We start from the raw sequence: 20,089 nt of genomic DNA, 5'->3' as shown, positions 1-20,089 counted from the left end.
ATTTCCCCTCCACCACCGCCTTCGGCGGCGGTCCCCCTCCCCACGCTGCGCGTAGGGAGGATTGAATGGGCACCAATGACCTCTTCAAAACCATGATCCCCCCTCCTCGACCATTGACTCGCCTCTCCCTTTTGCCTATCGGACGCCCCCTGACATGCGGCCGCCTGCCCGGCGGCCCTTTTTTGTCACGCCCGATTCTTTTAGTTTTTTGAGGAATGAACGATGAAGCGCACCTATCAGCCGAGCAATCTGGTTCGGAAGCGCCGTCACGGTTTCCGCGCCCGCATGGCGACCCCCGGCGGCCGCAACGTGCTGCGCGCTCGTCGCGCCCGCGGCCGCAAGAGCCTGAGCGCCTGAACGACGCGCCGCTTGAGCGCGCGCCTGCGGTCATGAGCCGGCGCGCTGATTTTCTGGCGGCGAATCGCGGGCGGCGCGCGCCCATGCCGGGCTTTGTCCTGCTGGTGCGCGAACGCGGCGACGGCGATCCGGCGATGCGCTATGGCATCACGGTCACGAAAAAGATTGGCGGCGCTGTCATCCGCAACCGGATGAAGCGCCGTTTTCGCGTTCTGGCGCGGGAACTGCTGCCCGTTCATGGCGTGGCCGGCGCCGACCATGTGCTGATCGGGCGGTCCGAGGGGATCGAGCGCGATTTCGGCCTGCTTCGGGGCGAGCTGGAGAAGGCGCTGAAGAAGGTGATGTCGCGGCCCCTGGGTGAAGCGCCGCCAAGGAGGCGGGGTTCCTCCAAAGAGAAGAAAAAGGCTTCGACAGGCTCAGCCCGAACGGATGTGGGAGGGTGATATCCCGCATCCTCATCCTGGCCGCGCGCTTCTGGCAGCTTGGCCCTTCGCGCATCCTGCCGCCCAGTTGCCGCTATGCGCCCTCCTGTTCCGAATATGCGATCCAGGCGATCGGCAAATATGGTGCGGTGAAGGGTAGCTGGCTGGCCGCGAAGCGGCTAATGCGATGCCACCCATGGGGCGGTTCGGGTTACGACCCGGTTCCCTGACAGACGAGATTCGAGAGCGACAAGCGTGGACGACAAGAAGAATATCATCCTGGCGGTGGTGCTGACCGCGGCGATCCTGTTCGGCTGGCCCTATGTCGCCCAATATTTCTTCCCCGCCGCCAATCCGCCGGCCACGAAGATCGAGGGCGGCAAGACGACGCCGCTCACCCCGTCCGGCGCCGCGCCCGCCGCCGAAGGCGCGGCCGCGATCCGCGATCTGGCGCTGGTGCTGAAGGACAGCCCCCGCGTGGCCATCCGCACGCCCAAGATCACCGGGTCGATCAACCTGAAGGGCGCGCGCATCGACGACATCGTGCTGCCGACCTACAAGGAAACCATCGCGAAATCCTCGCCCGCGATCCGCCTCTACAGCCCCAGCGGCACGAAGCATGCCTATTTTGCGGGCTTCGGCTGGCAGGGCGAAGGGGTGAAGACGCCCGACGGCGGCACCGTCTGGACCGCCAGCGCCAGGGAACTGACACCGACCAGCCCGGTCACGCTGAGCTGGAACAATGGCGCGGGCCAGACCTTCGAAATCCGCTATTCCATCGACGAAAACTACATGATCACCGCGCAGCAGAAGGTGTCGAACGGCGGCGCCGGCGCGGTCGGCGTCAAGAGCTATGGCTATGTCAGCCGCGCCACGCCCTCTGCAGACCCGGACACCTGGACGATCCATGTCGGCCCGATGGGCGTGTTCAACGGCGCGGCCAATTATGACGTGAACTACTCGGATCTGGAAAAGGGCCCGGCCACGCAGAGCTTCCAGTCGACCGGCGGCTGGATCGGCTTCACCGACAAATATTGGCTCTCCGCCCTGATCCCGGACCAGAAGGCCGCCTTTACCGGCCAGATGCGCAAGGGCGCCGGCACGCAGTTCCAGACCGACGTGTCGCTGGCCCCCATCATGGTCGCGCCGGGCAAGTCCGTGACGCAGACCAACCGGCTGTTCGTCGGCGCCAAGGAAGTGAAGACGCTGGAGGCCTATCAGGACGCCGGGATTCCGCTGTTCGACCGGGCCATCGACTGGGGCTGGTTCTACTGGTTCGAAAAGCCGATCTTCGCCCTGCTCCACTGGCTGTTCGAACATATCGGCAATTTCGGCGTGGCGATCATCTGCCTGACCTTCGTGGTCCGGGGCCTGATGTTCCCCGTCGCCCAGCGCCAGTTCGCCAGCATGGCGGCGATGCGGGCCGTGCAGCCCAAGATGAAGGCGCTGCAGGAGAAATATAAGGACGACAAGCCCAGGCTCCAGCAGGAGATGATGGAGCTTTACAAGCGCGAGAAGGTGAACCCGCTGGCCGGCTGCCTGCCGATCTTCATTCAGATTCCGATCTTCTTCGCGCTGTACAAGGTGTTGCAGCTTACCATCGAAATGCGCCACCAGCCCTTCGTGCTGTGGATCAAGGATCTGTCCGCGCCCGATCCGCTGCACATCGTCAACCTGTTCGGCCTGCTGCCCTTCACCCCGCCCGCCTTCCTGGGCATCGGCGTGCTGGCGCTGCTGCTGGGCATCAGCATGTATTTCCAGTTCAAGCTGAACCCGGCGCAGATGGACCCGATGCAGCAGCAGGTGTTCGCGATCATGCCGTGGATGATGATGTTCATCATGGCGCCCTTCGCGGCGGGCCTGCTGGTCTACTGGATCACCAACAACTGCCTGTCGATGTTGCAGCAATGGTGGCTCTACAAGCGCCACCCGCAACTCAGCGCAGCGACCGCGAAATAAGGCCGGCCCGTTGACCGAACAGGAACAGGCTGAATTGATCGAGGAAGCGCGCAAGGTCTTTGCAGGCCCCATCGCCTTCCTCAAATCCGCGCCGGACCTTAAATTCCTGCCCGACATGGCGGTGAACGAGGTGGCTTTCGCGGGCCGGTCCAATGTCGGCAAATCATCGCTGCTGAACGCGCTCACCAACCGCAACGGGCTGGCGCGGACGTCCAACACGCCAGGGCGGACGCAGGAACTCAACTTCTTCGACGTGGGCGACCCGCTGCGCTTCCGGCTGGTCGACATGCCGGGCTATGGCTATGCCAAGGCGCCCAAGGACATGGTGCGCAAATGGCGCTTCCTGGTGAACGACTATCTGCGCGGCCGTGCGAAGCTGAAGCGCACGCTGGTGCTGATCGACAGCCGCCATGGAATCAAGGATGTCGATACAGACATCCTCGACATGCTGGACGCGGCGGCGGTCAGCTACCGCATCGTGCTGACCAAGGCGGACAAGGTGAAGGCCAGCCATCTGGCGGAAGTCCGCCACTCCGTGACCGAGGCGATCCGCAAGCGGCCCGCCGCCCATCCCGACATCATCGCGACGTCGAGCGAAAAGGGCATGGGCCTTCCCGAATTGCGGGCCGCCGTGCTGGAAAGCGTGACGCAGGGATAAGCCATGGCCGATGATGACTATGTCTATGACGAAGCTAGCGGCGAGTGGATCAGCGCCGCCGAGGCTGCTGCCCGAACCCAGGCCGCCGATGCCGTCGAAGTGCGCGATGCGGTGGGCAATCTGCTGGCCGACGGCGATCAGGTCACGCTGATCAAGGATCTGGTCGTCAAGGGCGCTGGCCAGACGTTGAAGCGCGGCACGCTGATCAAATCGATCCGCCTGACCGGCGATCCCCAGGAAATCGACTGCCGCCATGACGGCATCAAGGGGTTGGTGCTTCGTGCCGAGTTCGTGCGCAAGCGCTGAGATCCTCAGAAAAGGCTGTACTGCCCGCTCCCCTTCAAGGTCCATGTGGCAAGGGTTTCATGGTGTGTGCGCCCGACATGGCTGCATATCAGCATGAAGCGGTCGACATGCCAGCCAAAGCCCTCCACCCGGCGCTGTTCGGGCGGGCCGTCGCGGTAGAACAGCGTCTGGTGCGGGCTGAAGCTCCAGCCGGGGCGCAGCATCACCCCCGCCCCCTTCATCGCCGCCGCGATCCGCTTTTGCAGCGCGCCGAGCAACGGGACATTATGGGATGGCCGCAGGGCGGCGGACCGGCTGCCGATGCTGAGCCGGTCCAGCCGCAGGTCGAACGGTTCCGCCATCACGCCCGTCCCGGCCCGCATCAGCGCCTTGATCACGGCATAGGGATAATCGACATGGTCGCAGGTGATCGCCAGCGTCACATGCTGGCGATCCACGGCGATCCGCCGGGCGCCGCCGGCGATGCTTTCGGCAAAATGATCCGTCTGACGGGCGATCAGCGCCGTCGGCTTCAACGCGAAGAACAGGCGGAACAGGGTGTCGGTCGGGCGGCTTTCCATGGCGGTTGCTCCATGCGAATCGGTCATATATGTTCATGATATGTTCTTTTTCTTCCCAAGGCGAATCCGGGCAGATCGGCGCGCCGCCGATGAGCGGCAATCGGTGCGCGGACGGGGTTCCGGACAAGATGATTGTCTTTGAGGGCCGTGGCCCTACTGTGCGGGTATCCAACGAAAAGGCAGCCAGAAAGCGATGACCCGGCACATACCCTGGATTATGATAGCGTTAGTGGGCGCGGCGGCGCTGTCGGTGGTGGCGGTGTCGCGCGGCGAGGCGGTCAACGCGCTGTGGATCGTGGTGGCTGCGGTCAGCAGCTTCCTGGTCGCCTATCGCTATTATGCGCTCTACATCGCGCGGCACGTGATGCGGCTGGACCCGTCGCGGCCCACGCCCGCGATCCGGCGGGCCGATGGGCTGGACTATGTCGCGACCGACCGGACGGTGCTGTTCGGGCATCATTTCGCCGCCATTGCTGGCGCGGGGCCGCTGGTGGGGCCGGTGCTGGCGGCGCAGATGGGTTATCTGCCGGGCACGCTGTGGATCATCGCGGGCGTTGTGCTGGCGGGCGCGGTGCAGGACTTCATGGTCCTCTTCATCTCCATGCGGCGCGACGGCAAGTCGCTGGGCGAGCTGATCCGCATGGAAATGGGGCAGGTCGCGGGCACCATTGCGCTGTTCGGGGCCTTCATGATCATGGTCATCATCCTGGCCGTGCTGGCGCTGATCGTGGTGAAGGCGCTGGCGGAAAGCCCATGGGGCATGTTCACCGTGGCGGCGACGGTGCCGCTGGCCATGGCCATGGGCGTCTATACGCGCTGGATCAGGCCGGGGCGGATCGGGGAAGTGTCGCTGCTGGGGCTGGTCGGATTGCTGGCGGCCATCGTCTATGGGCAGAGCATCGCCGATTCGCCTGTCTGGGGTCCGGCCTTCACCTTCACGCCGGTGCAGCTTTGCTGGATTTTGATCGGCTATGGCGCGGTGGCCGCGATATTGCCGGTGTGGCTGTTGCTGGCGCCGCGGGATTATCTGTCGACCTTCCTCAAGATCGGGGCCATCGCGGCGCTGGCGGTGGGCATCGTCATCATGGCGCCGCCGCTGAAAATGCATGCCGTGACGCAGTTCGCGAGCGGCAACGGGCCGGTCTGGGCAGGCGGACTGTTCCCCTTCCTGTTCATCACCATCGCCTGCGGGGCGGTTTCGGGCTTCCATGCCCTCATTTCCAGCGGCACCACGCCCAAGCTGATCGCCAGCGAAGCGCATGCGCCGATGATCGGCTATGGCGCGATGCTGATGGAGGCGTTCGTGGCGATCATGGCGCTGGTGGGCGCGTCGATCCTGGACCCCGGCATCTATTTCACCATGAACAGCCCGGCGGCGGCGATCGGCACGGACGCGGCGAGCGCGGCGGCGGCGGTGACGGCCATGGGCTTTCCCATCTCGCCCGACCTGATCCTGCAGACCGCGAAGGATGTGGGGGAGCATAGCATCATCTCCCGCGCCGGGGGCGCGCCGACGCTGGCGGTGGCGATGGCGGAGATTTTCTCCCATGTCGTCGGCGGCCCGGCGATGAAGGCGTTTTGGTATCATTTCGCGATATTGTTCGAGGCGCTGTTCATCCTGACCGCCGTGGATGCGGGGACGCGGGCCGGGCGCTTCATGTTGCAGGATCTGATCGCGCTGGCGGTGCCGGGGTTCAAGGATACGAAGACGATCGCGCCGGGGATCGTCGCGACGGCGCTGACGGTCGCGGCATGGGGATTCTTCCTCTATCAGGGCGTGACCGATCCGCTGGGCGGGGTGAACACGCTCTGGCCGGTGTTCGGCATTTCCAACCAGATGCTGGCCGCCATCGCGCTGATGCTGGGGACGGCGGTGCTTTTCAGGATGAAGCGGGACAGCTTCGCCTGGGTGACGATCGTTCCGGCTGCATGGTTGCTGGTCTGCACCCTGTCGGCGGGTTGGCTGAAACTGTTTTCGGCGGATGCGAAGGTCGGGTTCCTGGCGCATGCGGCCAAGTTCGGCGCGGCTGCCGACAGGGGCGAAGTGCTGGCCCCCGCCAAGTCGATGGCGGAGATGGAGGCGATCATCTTCAACGACCGGGTCGACGCCGGGCTGGTGGCGATATTCCTGTTCGTGGTGCTGGCGGTGCTGTTCTTCACGCTGCGCACCTGCCTGGCGGCGCGGAAGGCGGAGGCGCCGACGGCTCGGGAAATTCCGGCGCAACTGGTGCCGGCGGAATGAGCCTGTTTCTCCACAGGCTGCGGCAGGTGGCGCGCATGATGGTCGGCGTGCCGGATTATGACGCCTATCTGCGGCATATGCGGGAGCATCATCCGGAGCGCGTGCCGATGGAGCGGATCGCCTTTTTCCGGGAGCGGCAGGAGGCGCGCTATGGGGGCAAGAATGGGGGGAAATGCTGTTAGGGGCGAGCGTTGCGCAATTCCCCTCCACCATTTGCCTTGCAAATGGTCCCCCTCCCCATCGTTGATGGGGAGGATTTTTAGCGTTTGGAGTTGAAGGCGGCGATCATGCCTGCGGCGATGGAGAGGGCGATTTCGGCGGCGCCCACCGCGCCTATGTTCAGGCCTGCGGGGCCGTCTATGCGTGTCAGTTCTTCCGGGGGGAAGCCCAAGGCGGCCAGCCGTTCCAGCCGCGCCGCGTGGCTTTTGCGGGAACCGAGCGCGGCGATATAGCCGGTGGGCGCGCGCAGGGCCGCAGCCAATGCCGGATCGTCGATCTTGATGTCGTGGCTGAGCGTAACGACTGCGGTCGATTCGCCGGGGAAGCGGGCGGCGACGGCTTCGTCGGGCCAGCGGTCATCCAGTTCGACGCCGGGGAAGCGCTCCTCCGTCAGGAAGCGTCCGCGTGGGTCGATGATGACCGGGGTGACGCCGATGGCCTGGGCCAGGGCGCTTAGCGACTGGGCGATCTGCACCGCGCCCACGATCAGCAACCGGCGGGGCGGATCGTAGCGGTTGTGGAACTGGCCCTCGGTCGCCCCTTCCCGCGTCAGGCCGGTTTCCAGGTCGGTCGACAGGGTGAGCGCCCTGCCCTTTTCGCTTTCCGCCGCGATCCGTTCGAACAGCGTGGGATCGAATCCGTCCGCGCCGACCGGCTGGACCAGCACGCGGATTTCCCCGCCGCAGGGCAGGCCGACCGCCCAGGCATCGCCGTCCGCCACGCCATAGCTTTCCAGATGCGCCGGCCGGCCCGCGATCACCTCGGCGGCGCGCTGGAGCACGTCGCTTTCCACGCATCCGCCGGAGATGCTGCCTTCGAAGCGGCCGTCCTCATGCACGATCATATGGCTGCCACGCGGCCGGGGGGCGGAACCCCAGGTCGCCACCACCGTCGCCAGCGCCAGCCGCGCCCCGCGCCATTCCATGGCCTTGCGGATGACCGCGCCGTTATCGTTCAAAATCGAGCCTCCTAGAGCGATTTCCAAGCGATCGGAACCGATCGCTGGTTAAGAAATCGCGGAAAACAAAGAATCTAGAGCGGCGATCTGATTCAATCAGATCGAAACCCGCTCTAGGGTGTGTGGGGATTCAGTCCATGGCGGGCTGCAAATAGCGGCTTTCTCCGCTTCCGGTGCTCACGTACTTAAGTACGCTGCGCGCCAGTTCTCGAAATCCACTATTTTCGCCGCACCCTGAACTGAATCCCCACACACCCTAGACCAGCCGTCGTCCGGTCCATACCACCCGTCCCACGATCACGACCAGCGCCGGATCGATGTCGATCCAGTCGGGATAATGGGGATTGTCGCTGAGCACCGAAAAAAAGCCCCGGCGCGGCCCCATGGCCACACGCTTCACCATCAGCACCCCGTCGAGCCGCAGCACGTAGACGCCGTCGCGCAGACGTTCCGCATCGTCGTCATGATTGACCATGATCTCATCGCCGTCGCTGAGCGTGGGGGCCATGGATTCGCCGTCGACGCGGATGATCGATATTTTCTGCGGCCGCACCCCCAGGTGGCGCAGCCAGTTGGCGTCGAACGCCATCAGGCCGGCGGCCCGCTCATCCTCGTCCAGCGATCCCGGCCCGGCCGAAGCGCCCAGCGAAAGGCGCGGCACGCTAACCACCGAGGGCAGCGAGCGCACCCTGGAAGGCGGCGCGCCGCGCTGGGCCGATCCGCCCAGCATCTCCTCCGCCACGCCGAAATAGCGGGCCAATATGCGCCGGTCCTCCTCATCCAGCTTGCGCGGCGTGCCGCGTTTGATGAACTGCTGGATATAGGCGGGATTGCGGTTCAGCAGGCGCGAGAGATCCGAATAGCTGTCGCCCCGCTCGGCAATCAGCCGTTCCAGCACCATGCGCGGATCTTCTCCAGTACCGACCATATCTCATCCATTACTGATAGGAATTTTCCTAGACAAGTAGGAAATTTGGCAACATGAAAATCGCCTGAGGATTCGCGCCGGCGGATCGAATCGGCAGAGGAGAAGCGGGGATATGTTGTTGCGTGAGGTCGAGAAATTTCTGCGGGAAAACGATATTCCGGCGACCAGGTTCGGCCGCGAGAGCGTGCGCGATCCCCGGCTGGTCTTGGACCTGCGCAGGGGCCGCGAACCGGGCGAACGGATGAAGAGACGAGTAGAACATTTCATGAACACATATCGCAGGAGCACGGGCGAATGACAAGCATGCAGGTGAACGCTCCCATCCGGAATCTGCTCCAGAATGAAGGTAGGGCAAAAGCGCGCGACCCGCTGCCTCGCCTGCTGGCGCAACTGATCGCGCGGGCGGGCGGGGAGGTCATGGTGGAGCGCGCCGCCAGCCGTCCATGGGCCAGCGCGCTGTTCCAGGGGCGGCGCCATGTCATCGCGCTGACGCTTGCCGGGCCGGATGCCGCGGAACGGCGCGCCGCCTTCGCCGAGGGGATAGAGGAAGCGGAATGGAGCCTGTCCGGTCATTTCGTCGCGGACATCGGCATCGACAGCAGCCGTCCGGCGCCGGGCGGCGAGTGGATGGAATTGTCGGCGCTCACCATAGAGGACTGGTGAATCGCCCCCGGTCGGAGCGCGCCGTCCAGCGCGCCCTGCCGGTCGGTTCAGCGGGCGCGGCCGGCCATGGTGCGCAAAGTCCCCAGGGCTGCGCGCAGGGCTTCGTCCACGCCCTGCTCCACCTGGTCGCGCACCGGCACGGCGGGTTCGACCGGCATGTCCGCCAGAACGGAGGCGGGCCGGCCCATGCGCTTGCGCTGGGCAAGGCCCTGTTCCAGCCTCTGGGTCAGTTCCGACAGCGACAGATGCGCGGTGGGGGCGGAAGTCCGCTCCGATCGCGCGGGTTGCGCGGCCTGCTGAGGTTCGGCATCCGCCGTTTCCGGCGCGAACGCCCGCTGGAGGCGGGCAAAGGCCGTTTCCTCCGGCAATCGTTCCGGCGCGCCGGGAATGGAAAGGCCGCCCGGCACGGAGGCGGGCGCCTCGACGGGGGCTTGCGCCTTCCCATCTTCGCGTCCCGGCGCGGTGCGGGCGAAAATGTCGAGGCCGCCAAAGTCGCGGCTGGCAAAGATGGGCGACCGGGCGGGCGCGTCGGGATGGGCGTCGGCGCGGCGCAGCGCCGGCCCCGATTTGCGCCGGTCCCGCGACAGCCAGTTCAGCTTCGACAATGCAAAACCCATTTCACTCACTCCTGCGGCGCCGTTCCCGCGCCCTTGCTTGTCATGCGTCAGCAGAGCGACGCGCTTTTCCCTTTGTCCCGCCCAGATCAGGCCCAGCGCCATCGCCGCGCCGAAACCCGCCAGCAGCAGCCGGGCCTTCAGCCCCAGCGGCGGCGCGGCGGCCGGCACGGCTTCGCTGAGGCCGCTGGACGCCACGACCGTTTCGACCAGCCCGACCGGCAGCGAGAAGAGGAGCAGCCCGGCCCCCAGCGCGCCGAGCAGCGCCTTCGCCAGCCCGCGCATTCCCGTCACGCCGCCGCCCGCACCCGATGGGGGCGCGCCAGCAATTGCCGATAGACGGGTTCGTAGCGAAGAATGTTTGACGACCAGTTACGCTCCCGCTCGACGAAGGCGCGCGCCGCCGACCGCCGTTCGTCCCAGAAGCCGCGATCCGCGAACATTTCCGCCAGCGCGGCGGCGATGGCGGGGGGATCGTTCGGTGCGAACAAGGTGCCGGTGACGCCATGTTCGATCAGTTCGCGATGGCCGCCGACGCTGGACGCGGCGACCAGGCGGCCCTGCGCCATCGCCTCCAGCGGCTTGAGCGGCGTCACCAGATCGGTGAGGCGCATCGCCTTGCGCGGATAGGCCAATATGTCGACCTGCGCATAATAATACTCGACCTGATCGTGGGGCACGCGGCCGACGAAGACGATATGGTCGGCGAAGGGGGAGGCCATGGCCTGATCCCGCAGCGCCTGTTCGCGGGGGCCGCCGCCGACCAGCAGCAGCTTCGCCTTGGGGCGGGCGCGCACCAGTCTGGGCAGGGCGGCGATCAGGTCGTCCAGCCCCTCATAGTCGTAGAAGCTGCCGATGAAGCCGACGACATCGGCCCCTTCCAGGCCCAGCTTCACGGTCAGCGCGGGATCGCGGGGGACGGGCGTGCCGAACTGGTCCATGTCGACGCCGTTGGGCGAGACGATGATCTTGTCCTTGTCGATGCCCCGCGCCACCAGGTCGCCGCGCAATCCTTCGCAGATCACCGCCACGGCATCGGCGGCGCGGACGGCATGGGTTTCAAGCTGGCGGGTCAGCCAGTAGCGGGGGCTGCCCTCCGTTCCGGTGCCGTTGCCGACCGCCGCATCCTCCCAGAAGGCGCGGATTTCGTAGATCATGGGAATCTGGTGCCGCTTCGCCACCTTCTGCGCGGCGATGGCGTTCAGCACCGGGGAATGGGCGTGGATGATGTCGGGCCGCCACTGGCGCACCAGCGATTCGATGGCGTCGGCATGGGCGGAAATATCCCGCCATTCGCGCAGCAGCGGATTGCCGCCGGTCGATTCGCCGGGCGTGCGGTGGAAATGCAGGCCGTCGACGATTTCCTCCAGCGGTCCCGGCGCGGCGTGGCGATGGCCCGTGATGCCGCGCACGTCCCAGCCCTTCGCCAGTTGCGCCCGCAATATCGCGCGGGTGCGGAAAGTATATCCGCTGTGCATCGGCAGGCTGTGGTCCAGCACGTGGAGAATCCGTGTCATGGCGCTGAGTCTTGCCGGAAAAGGTTTAACGGGCCGTCAACTCTGTTGGGCTATGACGAGGTGATCCGGCGTCCATGGCACCGTGCTCCTGCGAAGGCAGGAGCCCAGTTCAGACGTTGGGACTGGGCTCCTGCCTTCGCAGGAGCACGTTGTAGATGATGGATAGTTCGCACAGCCGCGATGATCGACGCTCTTTCTCTTCTCATCAGCCATGGCGTCATCCTGCTGGCGGCGTGGCGGCTGCTGTCGCGGCCCGATCTGGATCGCGATCCCCCTTCGGGTCCGGAAAGGGACGGCCGCGATGCGTGACCTGTTCTTCGTCGCCTTCCTCGGCGCCTTTTTCCTGGCCGGCTTCAAGCGGCCGTTCCTGCTGATCGCCGTCTATGCCTATATCGACATCGTCTCGCCCCAGCGGCTGTCCTATTTCCTGCTGAACAGCATTCCCATTTCCTTCATCGCCTTCGTGGCAGCGGTGGGATCGTGGATGCTGGTCGACGACAAGAAGGACTGCCGCCTGTCGGCGCGCCAGGCGATCCTGCTGCTGCTGCTCGCCTGGTGCGGCTATACCACGATGACGGCGGATTTCCCGATCAACGCCGCGACCAAATGGGGCTGGGTGTGGAAGGCGATGCTGTTCGCCATCTTCCTGCCCGTCACGCTGCGCACGCGCCTGCGGATCGAGGCCTTGGCGCTGTTCATGGTGCTTTGCGCCAGCACGATCATCATCAACGGCGGCATGAAGACGGCGCTGTCGGGCGGCGGCTATGGCGTGCTGAACCTGATGGTGGACAACAATAGCGGCCTTTACGAAGGCAGCATCATTTCGACCGTCGCCATTTCGCTGATCCCGCTGATCCTGTGGCTGTCGCGGCACGGCACCGTCTTTCCCCCCGACTGGCGGGTCAGGCTGTTCGCCTATGCGCTCTGCTTCGCCTGCCTGCTGATGCCCATCGGCACGGAGGCGCGGACGGGCCTGGTCTGCATCGCCGTCCTCGCGGGGCTGATGCTGATGCGGTCGAAGCGGCGGTTCCTCTATGGCCCGCTGATGGCGCTGGCGGCGCTGGTGGCGATCCCCTTCCTGCCCGCCAGCTTCACCCAGCGCATGTCGACCATTGAGAATCACAGCCAGGACGAAAGCGCCTCCACCCGCCTTGCCGTGTGGAAATGGACGCTGGACTATGTGAAGGACCATCCGGGCGGCGGCGGCTTCGACAATTACCTGCAAAACAAGTTCACCTATGTCATGCAGGAACGGGTGATCGACGCCGCCGGATCGCGCATGGAAAAGCGCATGATCACCGACCATGGCCGCGCCTATCACAGCGCCTATTTCGAGATGCTGGGAGAGCAGGGCTATTTCGGTTTCCTCCTGTGGGGGCTGCTGCACCTCATCTGCTTCATCCGCACCGAGGCGATACGGCGCATGTACCGGGCGCGGGACGGGGACGAGGCATGGGTGTCGCCCTTCGCCCTCGCCCTGCAGCAGGGGCATGTCATCTACATGGTCGGATCGCTGTTCGTGGGCATCGCCTATCAGCCGTTCATCTTCATGATGCTGTCGTTGCAGATCGGACTCGACACTTATTTGACCCGCAAGCGCAAATTGGCGGCCCGGCGGCCGTTATTTCCCGCAACACCAGTCGCGCAGGGGAGCGTCGCATGAAAGGCGAGTTGAGGATATTGGGCGCGGCCCACGGGCTGCTGCTGGGGCTGGTGCTCGCCGCGCCGCTGGTCGCGCCGGCGCTGCTGCCATGGGGCGCCGAAGCCCTGTTCATCGTCGCCGCCTTCCAGTTGCGGCTGGCGGACCGGCGCTGGGAAACGCGCGCGGGGCTGCGGGGCTGGATCAGCCATATCCGCATGGCGCCGCTGCGGCTGGCGCCCTGGGCCGGGACGGCGCTCGTCGCGCTGATCGCGGGGCCGGAGCAGGCGCGGCTCGCCGCCGCGATACTGGCCGCCATCGCCATGGGCGAATTGCTGATCTATCCGGTCATCGCCCATCTGCTCGGACGCCTGCCGCGCCGAGGCCTGGCGGGAGCGATCCTGCTGCTGCTGATCGGCTGCGGCCTGGCGGAACCGGCGCAGGCGGCGCGGTTCGCCATGGCCTTTGCGCTCGGCATAGGCGGCTGCGTCTTCTGGCTGCGCGGCCCGGATGGGGAGCCGGGCGCGACCTTGATGGCGCTGTGCGGAACGGTCGCCGCGACGGCGGTCGCCCTGCTGGCGCCAATGGCGCAGGCGGTGGCGATCCCCGCCGCGATCCTGTGCCTGACGCTGACGCTCGCCCATCTGTCGGTGATGCGCAGGCATCCGCAGCACTGGCAACTGTCCGGCGGCATGCGGTTCGGGCGGATTCATTGAGGGGTTGGGCTTCGGTAATTGGCCAGGAGTTGACATAGCCGCACCGTCACCTTCGACAAGCTCAGGACAGGCTTGATCCGGGGGCCGCGTTTTTTCCTCTACACCGCGCCTCGTCCAAGGCAGCGGGACCCCGGGTCAAGCCCGGGGTGACGAATAGGGGAAATGGCGGGTAACTAACCCATTCTCTTCCTGCCCCCATCGCGCATTGCGGAACGAAGCGAGGAACGGCGGGTTGAGGAAAAACCATGCCGCCCGATTCCGTCGTCCATGCCAATGACAGCCTGCCCGGCATCACGCGCAGGGCGATGAAAAGGGGATGGGCCTATTTCGATGCCAGCGGCACGCGCATCACCGATCGGGAGGAGATCGACCGGCTGAACGCCATCGCCATGCCGCCCGCCTATCGCGACTGCTGGTTCTGTCCCCATCCGCACGGCCATATCCAGGCGACCGGCTATGACGACCGGGGCCGCAAGCAATATCGCTATCACCTCGATTTCCGCGCCGCGCGGGAGGCGGAGAAATATGCCGGCTGCCCCGCCTTCGGCCGCGCCCTGCCCAGGCTGCGCGCCCGGATCGAAGCCGACCTGTCCAGGCGCGGCCTGCGCAAGGAAAAGACGCTGGCCGCCGTCGTGCGCCTGCTCGACCTGGCCAAGGTGCGCGTCGGCAACGAGCAATATGCCGCAGCGAACAAGAGCTTCGGCGCGACCACGCTGCGCCGCCGCCATGTCGACCTGCGCGGACAGGCGCTGCGCCTGCGTTACCGGGCCAAGTCGGGGCGGGAGCATGAGCTGACCGTCACCGACCGCCGCCTCGTCCGCTTCGTTCGCGCCGTACAGGATTTGCCGGGACAGCATCTGTTCCAATATCTGGATGAGGAAGGCGTCGCCCGGCCGATCACCTCGGGCGACGTCAACGCCTATATAGCCGAAGCCATGGGCGGCGATTTCACCGCCAAGCATTTCCGCACCTGGGGCGCCTCCGTCATTGCCTTCGAAACGCTGGCGGCGGGCAGCGTGTCGCTCAAGCAGATGATCGAGCCGGTCGCCGCCGCGCTGGGCAACACCCCGGCGATCAGCCGCAAAAGCTATATCCACCCCGCGCTGATCGAGCTTTGCCGCAACGGACAGGATGCATGGCGACAGGGGCTTCGCCTGCCGCGCGCAACCCGCTATCTTTCCCGTTACGAACGCGGACTGATCGCTTTTCTGGAGGAGGCCGGCGGCTCGACCGCCCTTCCCCTGGCGGCCTGATCCGCATCCAGAACCGCAAGGATATTCATGGCCGCCAAGAAAGATACCGCCACCCTGCCGCAGATCGACGTCCGCCCGCCCAATCTGGCCGAGATGTGGCAGTCGACGGTCCACTGGTTCTCGCTCCACTATCTGCAGATCCTGATCGCCATCGGCGCGGCTGTGGCCATCTACAGCCTTTTGACGGCGCTGCGCAGCGTGGGCGGACGGTTGAAGGGGCATCCCGGCGACACTCTGGGCCTTGCCAACGTCGCCGGCCGCGCCTTTGCCCGCACCACCCATTTCTTCATGGCGATGGTCGCTGCGCGGCTGGTGGTGAGCTATGCCCGGCCGCCGGAGATGGTGCTGAAGACCGTCGTCTTCCTCTTCACCATCGCCGCCGTCTTCCAATGCGCCATCTGGGCGCGGGAGATCATATTGGGTCTGGTGGAGCGGCGCACCTCGGCGGACGAGAGCCAGAGTCTGGCCAACGCCATGGGCCTGATCCGCGTGCTCGTGACCTTCGCCCTGTTCGCCATCGCGCTGATCGTCGTGCTGGACAATCTGGGGGTGAACGTCACCGGCCTCGTCGCGGGCCTGGGCATCGGCGGCATCGCCATCGGCCTTGCGGCGCAGGGCATCTTCTCCGACCTGTTCGCCGCCTTGTCGATCATCTTCGACAAGCCGTTCCGGCAGGGCGAGGTCATCACCTACGACCAGACCACCGCCCGGGTGGAGCGCATCGGCCTGAAAAGCACGCATCTGCGCGCGATGAGCGGCGAGAAGAAGGTGATCTCCAACGCCAACCTCCTCCAGAAGGAGATCACCAGCCTGCAGACGCTGGCGCAGCGGCGCGTGACCTTCGCCATCGGCATCATCTACCAGACGCCGGAGGACAAGGCCGACGCCATCCCCGCCATGCTGAAGGAGATCGTGGAGGCGGAGGGGCATATCTTCGTCAATGCGGGGCTGGTCAGCTTCGGCGCCAGTTCGCTCGACTATCAGCTCAATTTCGACGTGCCGGACCCCGACACCCATGATTATTTCCTTTCGCGGCACCGGGTGGGCCTGGCCATCTGGAAGCGCTTTAACGCGGAGGGGATCGAATTCGCCTATCCCACGCAGACCAGCTTCACCGCCGCGCCCGACGGCCGGGCGATCATGCCCTATGCTGAGGTTCAGCCGGTGGTGCGGGTCGACCAGCCGGGGGGCGACGCCCGCGCCTGACTCGCCTGGCCGCATATCGGACTCGCTCTGCCTGCTCCCGCTTGCCCGGCGCGGCGGCGGGAGTCAGGCGGGTGCGATCATGAACGGACATCTGGGAACAGCCATGAAGCCCCTCTATCTGCTGGCCGCCGCCACGCTCGCCTTCGCCCCCGCCGCCCATGCCGAGGGGATAGGGGCCGAGGCCAATTACGGACGCGCCGATGGGCATTGGGGCACGGAAATCGGCGCGGGCTACGCGATGGACATTGGCGGCTTCAGCCTGACGCCGGGCGGCGGCGTCTATCTGCGCGATGGGGACACGAAGCTCTATGGGCGGGTGGAGGCGAGCTATACCCTCCCCGCCTCCGCCACCATCGGCGCGGGCGTGCGCTTCAGCGGCGACAATACACGCCCCTATGCGACGCTTGCCATGCCGCTGATCCCCAAGCTGCGGGCGAAAGCCAATGTGGGGCCGAAATATTATGCGATGGGATTGACGCTGGGTTATTGAGGGTCGCCCCCCTCTCCTCCTTCGTCATGCTGAACTTGTTTCAGCATCCATTTCTCCCCACCGGCGTAAAGTGCCTGGAGGCACGATGGATGCTGAAACAAGTTCAGCATGACGGGTTGGGAGATAACTTAATCCAAGCCCCATAGCCCGCCAGGCAGCAGCAGCCCGTCGCGCAGTTGCATCCCCCCTTCCCGGTCCCTCGCCAGCAGCAGCGCGCCGTCGAGGTCGATCCAGTCCGCCCCCTGCGCCACCAGCGCGGCGGGCGCGATGCCCAGCGACGTGCCCAGCATGCAGCCGACCATCACGCGGAACCCCCGCGCCCTTGCCTCCCGCGACAGGGCCAGCGCCTCGGTCAGCCCGCCCGCCTTGTCGAGCTTGATGTTCACCGCGTCGAAATCCCCCAGCCGGTCGAGGTCGGCGCGCGTGTGGCAACTCTCGTCCGCGCAGAGCGGCAGCGGCGACCTGCTCCCCGCCAGCCGCTCCTCCCTGCCGTGGAAGACCGGCTGTTCGACCATCTCCACGCCCAGTTCCGCCAGGGCCTGCGCCTCCGCCGCGATGTCCAGCTCGTGCCAGCTTTCATTGGCGTCGACGATCAGCCGCACGTCCGGCGCGCCCGCCCGCACCGCGGCGATCCGCGCCCGGTCGCCCTCGCCCGTCAGCTTGCATTTGAGCAGGCCGAAGCCGCGTCCCGCCGCCGCCCGCGCATCCGCCTCCATCTTCTCCGGATCGCCCAGGCTGATGGTGAAGGCGGTGGGCAGGGGCGCGGGCTCCGCCAGCCCGGCGAGCTTCCACACGGGCGCGCCGGCGCGCTTCGCCTCCAGATCCCAGAGCGCGCAGTCCAGCGCGTTGCGCGCCGCCCCGCGAGGCATCGCCCGCAGCAGCGCGTCGCGCTCCAGCGGCCCTGAATAGGCGTTGATCGCCGCCGCGCAGCCCTCCGCCGTCTCGCCTTCATAATAGATGGCCGTGCCCTCGCCCCGGCCGACATGCGCGCCGTCGCCCACGGTGCAGACCACGACGTCCACCGACGTCTTGGCCCCGCGACTGATGATGAAGGCTCCCGCGACCGGCCAACGTTCAACAGTCGCGGATATGATGCGGGTCATCGGCGTTCCCTATGCTGGCGATAGTCGGGTCTATGCGAACGGGCTATCCCGCCGCATAACCAGTCTCGACCCGCAGATAAAGGATAGGCTTAGCCGTGACCTCCAGAGAATTGACCGGCCTGCTGCCCATCGACGACGCCGATGCGCTGGCGGCCCGGCGTCGGCTGTCCGACATGGCCTGGCGCATCGGCTTCGGCGCGATCAGCTGGCCCTGGCTGCTGGCCAGCCTGTCGGGTGGGCGCAAGGCGGACAAGCGCGCCCTGCTGGACGAGCTTGGCCTGCCCCATGACGCCCTGCCGCATCTGGGAAGCTGGAAGGCGGACATGGGTTTCCTGCGCCATATCGTGCGGGAAATCGCGCGGCTGCGGCCTGCCCATGTCGTGGAACTGGGGGCGGGCGCATCGACGCTGATCGCCGCCCGCGCCCTGGCCCTGCACGGCGGAGGACGGCTGACCAGCTTCGACCAGCATGACGGATTCGTGCAGGCGACCCGCAACTGGCTGGCGGACCATGGGCTGACGGCCGATCTGCGCCATGCGCCGCTGGTTGCGGAGAGCGAGGACTGGCCGGGCCGCTGGTACGACATCGACAGCCTGCCCGACAGCATCGACCTGCTGATCATCGACGGGCCGCCCTGGGCGGTGCATCCGCTGGTGCGGGGCGCGGCGGACAGCCTGTTCGCCCGCCTGTCTCCGGGGGCGGTGGTGCTGCTGGACGACGCCGCCCGCCCCGGCGAGCGGCTGGTCGCCAGGCGCTGGCGCAAGCGGTGGCCGCATATCGATTTCCGGCTGAGGCTTGACGGGACCAAGGGAACGCTGGTCGGCCGCCGCCGCGACACATCGGTCCCGGTCGCCAACGACAATGACCGTCGCCGCGCCTGGCGCCATATCGGCCGGGCGGCGGGCATCGCCGCCCTGGTCGCGAGCGGCTGGATCGCGAGGGGCGAGTTGGGCGAGTTTCCGCAGTCCGCGCAGGCCACCACCTTCCTGGACGAGGCCGCCGCGTCCCACCGCACCGGGCTGCTGCGCCAGAGCATGGCGTCGCAAGTGGAAAGCGCGACGCTCAACCCCGGCGAAATCCAACGGTCGACCGGCATCGTCCTGCCGCCGCTGCCCGCCAGATGGCGCGTCCATGACGTGCAGCTTTATCCCACGCCCGACAGCCCCGCCGTCGCCGTGTCGATCACCACGCCGGAGGGGGAGCAACTGTCCTTCTTCGCCGACCGGGCCGAAACCCCGGCGGAGGCGCGCCCGCTGCTCGCCCGGCGCGCAGAGGACGTCATCGCCTATTGGGAGGCGGGCGACATGGCCTATGCCCTGACCGGCCGGGCCGGGCCGCAGCGCATCATGACGCTGGCGGCGGAGATCGCGCCCGCCGGCTAGGACCGATGGACAATGTTCCCTTTCACGCGAAATCCCTTTAGAGCGCGGCGTCATGGTAGATGTGGAACAGCCATCGCCGCGCGACAGGGCGCGCCCCCCGCTTGGCAGCCTGGCGATGATCTGGCGCTTCGCCAGCCGCTATCCCGGCCGCATCGCCGGGGCGCTCGCCGCGCTGCTGGTCTCTTCCGCCGCGACGCTGGCGATCCCCAGCGGCTTCCGGCTGGTCATCGACCGGGGCTTCATGGGCGGCGGCAACATCAGCCGATGGTTCGAATATCTGTTCCTGATCGTCGTGATCCTGGCGCTGGCCACGGCGGCGCGCTTCTATTTCGTGTCCTGGCTGGGGGAGCGGGTCGTCGCTGACATCCGATCGGCCACGCAGGCCAATCTGCTGCGGCAGGAACCCCGCTTCTTCGAGGAAAACCGCCCCTCCGAAATCGCGTCGCGCATGACTGCCGACACGGCGATCATCGACCAGGTGGTGGGATCGACCGTGTCGATCGCGCTGCGCAATGTGGTGACGGGGACCGGCGGCCTTATCTATCTCTTCGCGCTGGCGCCCAAGCTCGCGGGGCTGCTGCTGCTCGGCATTCCGGTCATATTGGTGGCGATCATCGGCCTTGGCCGCCGCGTGCGCGCCCTGTCGCGGGCAAGCCAGGACCGGCTGGCCGATGTCGGCAGCGTCACGTCGGAAACGCTGGGCGCGATGAAGATCGTCCAGGCCTTCGGCCAGGAAGGACGGGAAGGGGCGCGGTTCGACACCACGGTCGAGGCGGGTTTCGCCACGGCGCGCCGCCGGATCGCCCTGCGCGCGGCGATGACCGCCATCGTCATCGCGCTGGTCTTCGGGTCGATCACGGCGGTCATGTGGCAGGGCGCGCTGGACGTCGCCGCCGG

24 protein-coding genes are annotated in these 20,089 nt (G+C 66.5%); 18 read left to right on the top strand and 6 right to left on the bottom strand.

Annotated features, from left to right (window positions below; genetic code table 11):
* Positions 1-222: 222 nt before the first annotated feature.
* From rpmH to L286_RS35175, 6 genes are read left to right on the top strand one after another with little or no spacing between them, the layout of a single operon-like run.
* On the top strand, positions 223-357 hold the full coding sequence (gene rpmH / locus L286_RS35200; protein ID WP_007683189.1) for a 50S ribosomal protein L34: 135 nt from the start codon (positions 223-225) through the stop codon (positions 355-357).
* Positions 358-389: 32 nt separating this feature from the next.
* The gene (gene rnpA, locus L286_RS35195) at positions 390-800 is read left to right on the top strand and encodes a ribonuclease P protein component (protein WP_020818633.1); all 411 of its coding nucleotides are present in this window, start codon (positions 390-392) and stop codon (positions 798-800) included.
* Positions 797-1,009, top strand: coding sequence for a membrane protein insertion efficiency factor YidD (gene yidD, locus L286_RS35190; RefSeq protein WP_020818634.1), 213 nt, complete (start codon positions 797-799; stop codon positions 1,007-1,009). Before rnpA ends, yidD begins: the two co-directional genes overlap by 4 nt.
* Positions 1,010-1,034: 25 nt before the next feature.
* Complete coding sequence (yidC, locus tag L286_RS35185; protein WP_020818635.1) at positions 1,035-2,738, top strand: membrane protein insertase YidC; 1,704 nt, start codon at positions 1,035-1,037, stop codon at positions 2,736-2,738.
* A 10-nt stretch (positions 2,739-2,748) separates the two neighbouring features.
* Positions 2,749-3,396 (top strand): ribosome biogenesis GTP-binding protein YihA/YsxC, encoded by a 648-nt coding sequence (gene yihA / locus L286_RS35180; RefSeq protein WP_013039270.1) that lies wholly within the window; start codon positions 2,749-2,751, stop codon positions 3,394-3,396.
* Positions 3,397-3,399: 3 nt separating this feature from the next.
* Positions 3,400-3,702, top strand: a complete 303-nt coding sequence (locus tag L286_RS35175) for an alkylphosphonate utilization protein (RefSeq protein WP_007683177.1) — start codon at positions 3,400-3,402, stop codon at positions 3,700-3,702.
* 5 nt (positions 3,703-3,707) lie between these two features.
* Here the strand turns inward: L286_RS35175 and L286_RS35170 are convergent, their stop codons facing one another.
* Positions 3,708-4,289: a 2'-5' RNA ligase family protein gene (locus tag L286_RS35170; protein ID WP_020818636.1), complete on the bottom strand. Its 582-nt coding sequence runs from the start codon at positions 4,287-4,289 to the stop codon at positions 3,708-3,710.
* Positions 4,290-4,455: 166 nt separating this feature from the next.
* Between L286_RS35170 and L286_RS35165 the strand changes: the two genes are divergently transcribed.
* Entirely contained in the window at positions 4,456-6,504 is a 2,049-nt protein-coding gene (locus L286_RS35165; protein WP_025160903.1) for a carbon starvation CstA family protein, read from the top strand.
* Positions 6,501-6,686, top strand: coding sequence for a YbdD/YjiX family protein (locus L286_RS35160; protein WP_007683172.1), 186 nt, complete (start codon positions 6,501-6,503; stop codon positions 6,684-6,686). The genes L286_RS35165 and L286_RS35160 overlap by 4 nt, the downstream gene beginning before the upstream one ends.
* Before the next feature lie 77 nt (positions 6,687-6,763).
* On the opposite strand, the gene L286_RS35155 is transcribed toward L286_RS35160, so the two are convergent.
* On the bottom strand, positions 6,764-7,681 hold the full coding sequence (locus L286_RS35155; protein ID WP_020818639.1) for an XdhC family protein: 918 nt from the start codon (positions 7,679-7,681) through the stop codon (positions 6,764-6,766).
* A gap of 256 nt (positions 7,682-7,937) precedes the next feature.
* Positions 7,938-8,609 (bottom strand): S24 family peptidase, encoded by a 672-nt coding sequence (locus tag L286_RS35150; RefSeq protein ID WP_013039266.1) that lies wholly within the window; start codon positions 8,607-8,609, stop codon positions 7,938-7,940.
* Between the two features lie 112 nt (positions 8,610-8,721).
* On the opposite strand from L286_RS35150, the gene L286_RS35145 reads away from it, so the two are divergent.
* Together L286_RS35145 and L286_RS35140 are read left to right on the top strand one after the other, a co-directional pair.
* A complete protein-coding gene (locus tag L286_RS35145; RefSeq protein ID WP_007683166.1) occupies positions 8,722-8,907 on the top strand; it encodes a hypothetical protein in 186 nt (61 codons plus the stop codon).
* Positions 8,904-9,272: a hypothetical protein gene (locus tag L286_RS35140; protein WP_020818640.1), complete on the top strand. Its 369-nt coding sequence runs from the start codon at positions 8,904-8,906 to the stop codon at positions 9,270-9,272. The genes L286_RS35145 and L286_RS35140 overlap by 4 nt, the downstream gene beginning before the upstream one ends.
* 47 nt (positions 9,273-9,319) lie before the next feature.
* Here L286_RS35140 and L286_RS35135 read toward each other — a convergent pair whose 3' ends face one another.
* Together L286_RS35135 and L286_RS35130 are read right to left on the bottom strand one after the other, a co-directional pair.
* On the bottom strand, positions 9,320-10,171 hold the full coding sequence (locus tag L286_RS35135) for a hypothetical protein (RefSeq protein WP_020818641.1): 852 nt from the start codon (positions 10,169-10,171) through the stop codon (positions 9,320-9,322).
* Between the two features lie 5 nt (positions 10,172-10,176).
* Positions 10,177-11,403, bottom strand: a complete 1,227-nt coding sequence (locus L286_RS35130; RefSeq protein WP_020818642.1) for a TIGR04063 family PEP-CTERM/XrtA system glycosyltransferase — start codon at positions 11,401-11,403, stop codon at positions 10,177-10,179.
* Positions 11,404-11,583: 180 nt separating this feature from the next.
* Between L286_RS35130 and L286_RS49565 the strand changes: the two genes are divergently transcribed.
* The 6 genes from L286_RS49565 (at position 11,584) to L286_RS35105 (ending at position 16,707) form a co-directional block, all read left to right on the top strand.
* Positions 11,584-11,712 (top strand): hypothetical protein, encoded by a 129-nt coding sequence (locus tag L286_RS49565; RefSeq protein WP_020818643.1) that lies wholly within the window; start codon positions 11,584-11,586, stop codon positions 11,710-11,712.
* The gene (locus L286_RS35125; RefSeq protein WP_020818644.1) at positions 11,705-13,066 is read left to right on the top strand and encodes a putative O-glycosylation ligase, exosortase A system-associated; all 1,362 of its coding nucleotides are present in this window, start codon (positions 11,705-11,707) and stop codon (positions 13,064-13,066) included. The genes L286_RS49565 and L286_RS35125 overlap by 8 nt, the downstream gene beginning before the upstream one ends.
* Positions 13,063-13,758 (top strand): hypothetical protein, encoded by a 696-nt coding sequence (locus L286_RS35120; protein ID WP_020818645.1) that lies wholly within the window; start codon positions 13,063-13,065, stop codon positions 13,756-13,758. Before L286_RS35125 ends, L286_RS35120 begins: the two co-directional genes overlap by 4 nt.
* Positions 13,759-14,003: 245 nt before the next feature.
* Positions 14,004-15,011, top strand: coding sequence for a DNA topoisomerase IB (locus L286_RS35115; RefSeq protein ID WP_020818646.1), 1,008 nt, complete (start codon positions 14,004-14,006; stop codon positions 15,009-15,011).
* Positions 15,012-15,038: 27 nt separating this feature from the next.
* Entirely contained in the window at positions 15,039-16,217 is a 1,179-nt protein-coding gene (locus L286_RS35110; protein ID WP_020818647.1) for a mechanosensitive ion channel family protein, read from the top strand.
* 103 nt (positions 16,218-16,320) lie between these two features.
* Positions 16,321-16,707, top strand: a complete 387-nt coding sequence (locus tag L286_RS35105; RefSeq protein ID WP_020818648.1) for a hypothetical protein — start codon at positions 16,321-16,323, stop codon at positions 16,705-16,707.
* 128 nt (positions 16,708-16,835) lie between these two features.
* On the opposite strand, the gene dgcA is transcribed toward L286_RS35105, so the two are convergent.
* Positions 16,836-17,810, bottom strand: coding sequence for an N-acetyl-D-Glu racemase DgcA (gene dgcA, locus L286_RS35100; RefSeq protein WP_020818649.1), 975 nt, complete (start codon positions 17,808-17,810; stop codon positions 16,836-16,838).
* A 95-nt stretch (positions 17,811-17,905) separates the two neighbouring features.
* Between dgcA and L286_RS35095 the strand changes: the two genes are divergently transcribed.
* Together L286_RS35095 and L286_RS35090 are read left to right on the top strand one after the other, a co-directional pair.
* Positions 17,906-19,192, top strand: coding sequence for a class I SAM-dependent methyltransferase (locus L286_RS35095; RefSeq protein WP_025160683.1), 1,287 nt, complete (start codon positions 17,906-17,908; stop codon positions 19,190-19,192).
* A 52-nt stretch (positions 19,193-19,244) separates the two neighbouring features.
* A partial coding sequence (locus L286_RS35090) for an ABC transporter transmembrane domain-containing protein (protein ID WP_021223376.1) occupies positions 19,245-20,089 on the top strand: 845 nt, incomplete at its 3' end.

The sequence above is a fragment of the Sphingobium sp. HDIP04 genome (assembly GCF_000445085.1).
Taxonomy (GTDB): domain Bacteria; phylum Pseudomonadota; class Alphaproteobacteria; order Sphingomonadales; family Sphingomonadaceae; genus Sphingobium; species Sphingobium indicum.
Note: the sequence above shows the minus strand (reverse complement) of the source record. Positions and strands in the feature narration are given on the sequence as shown.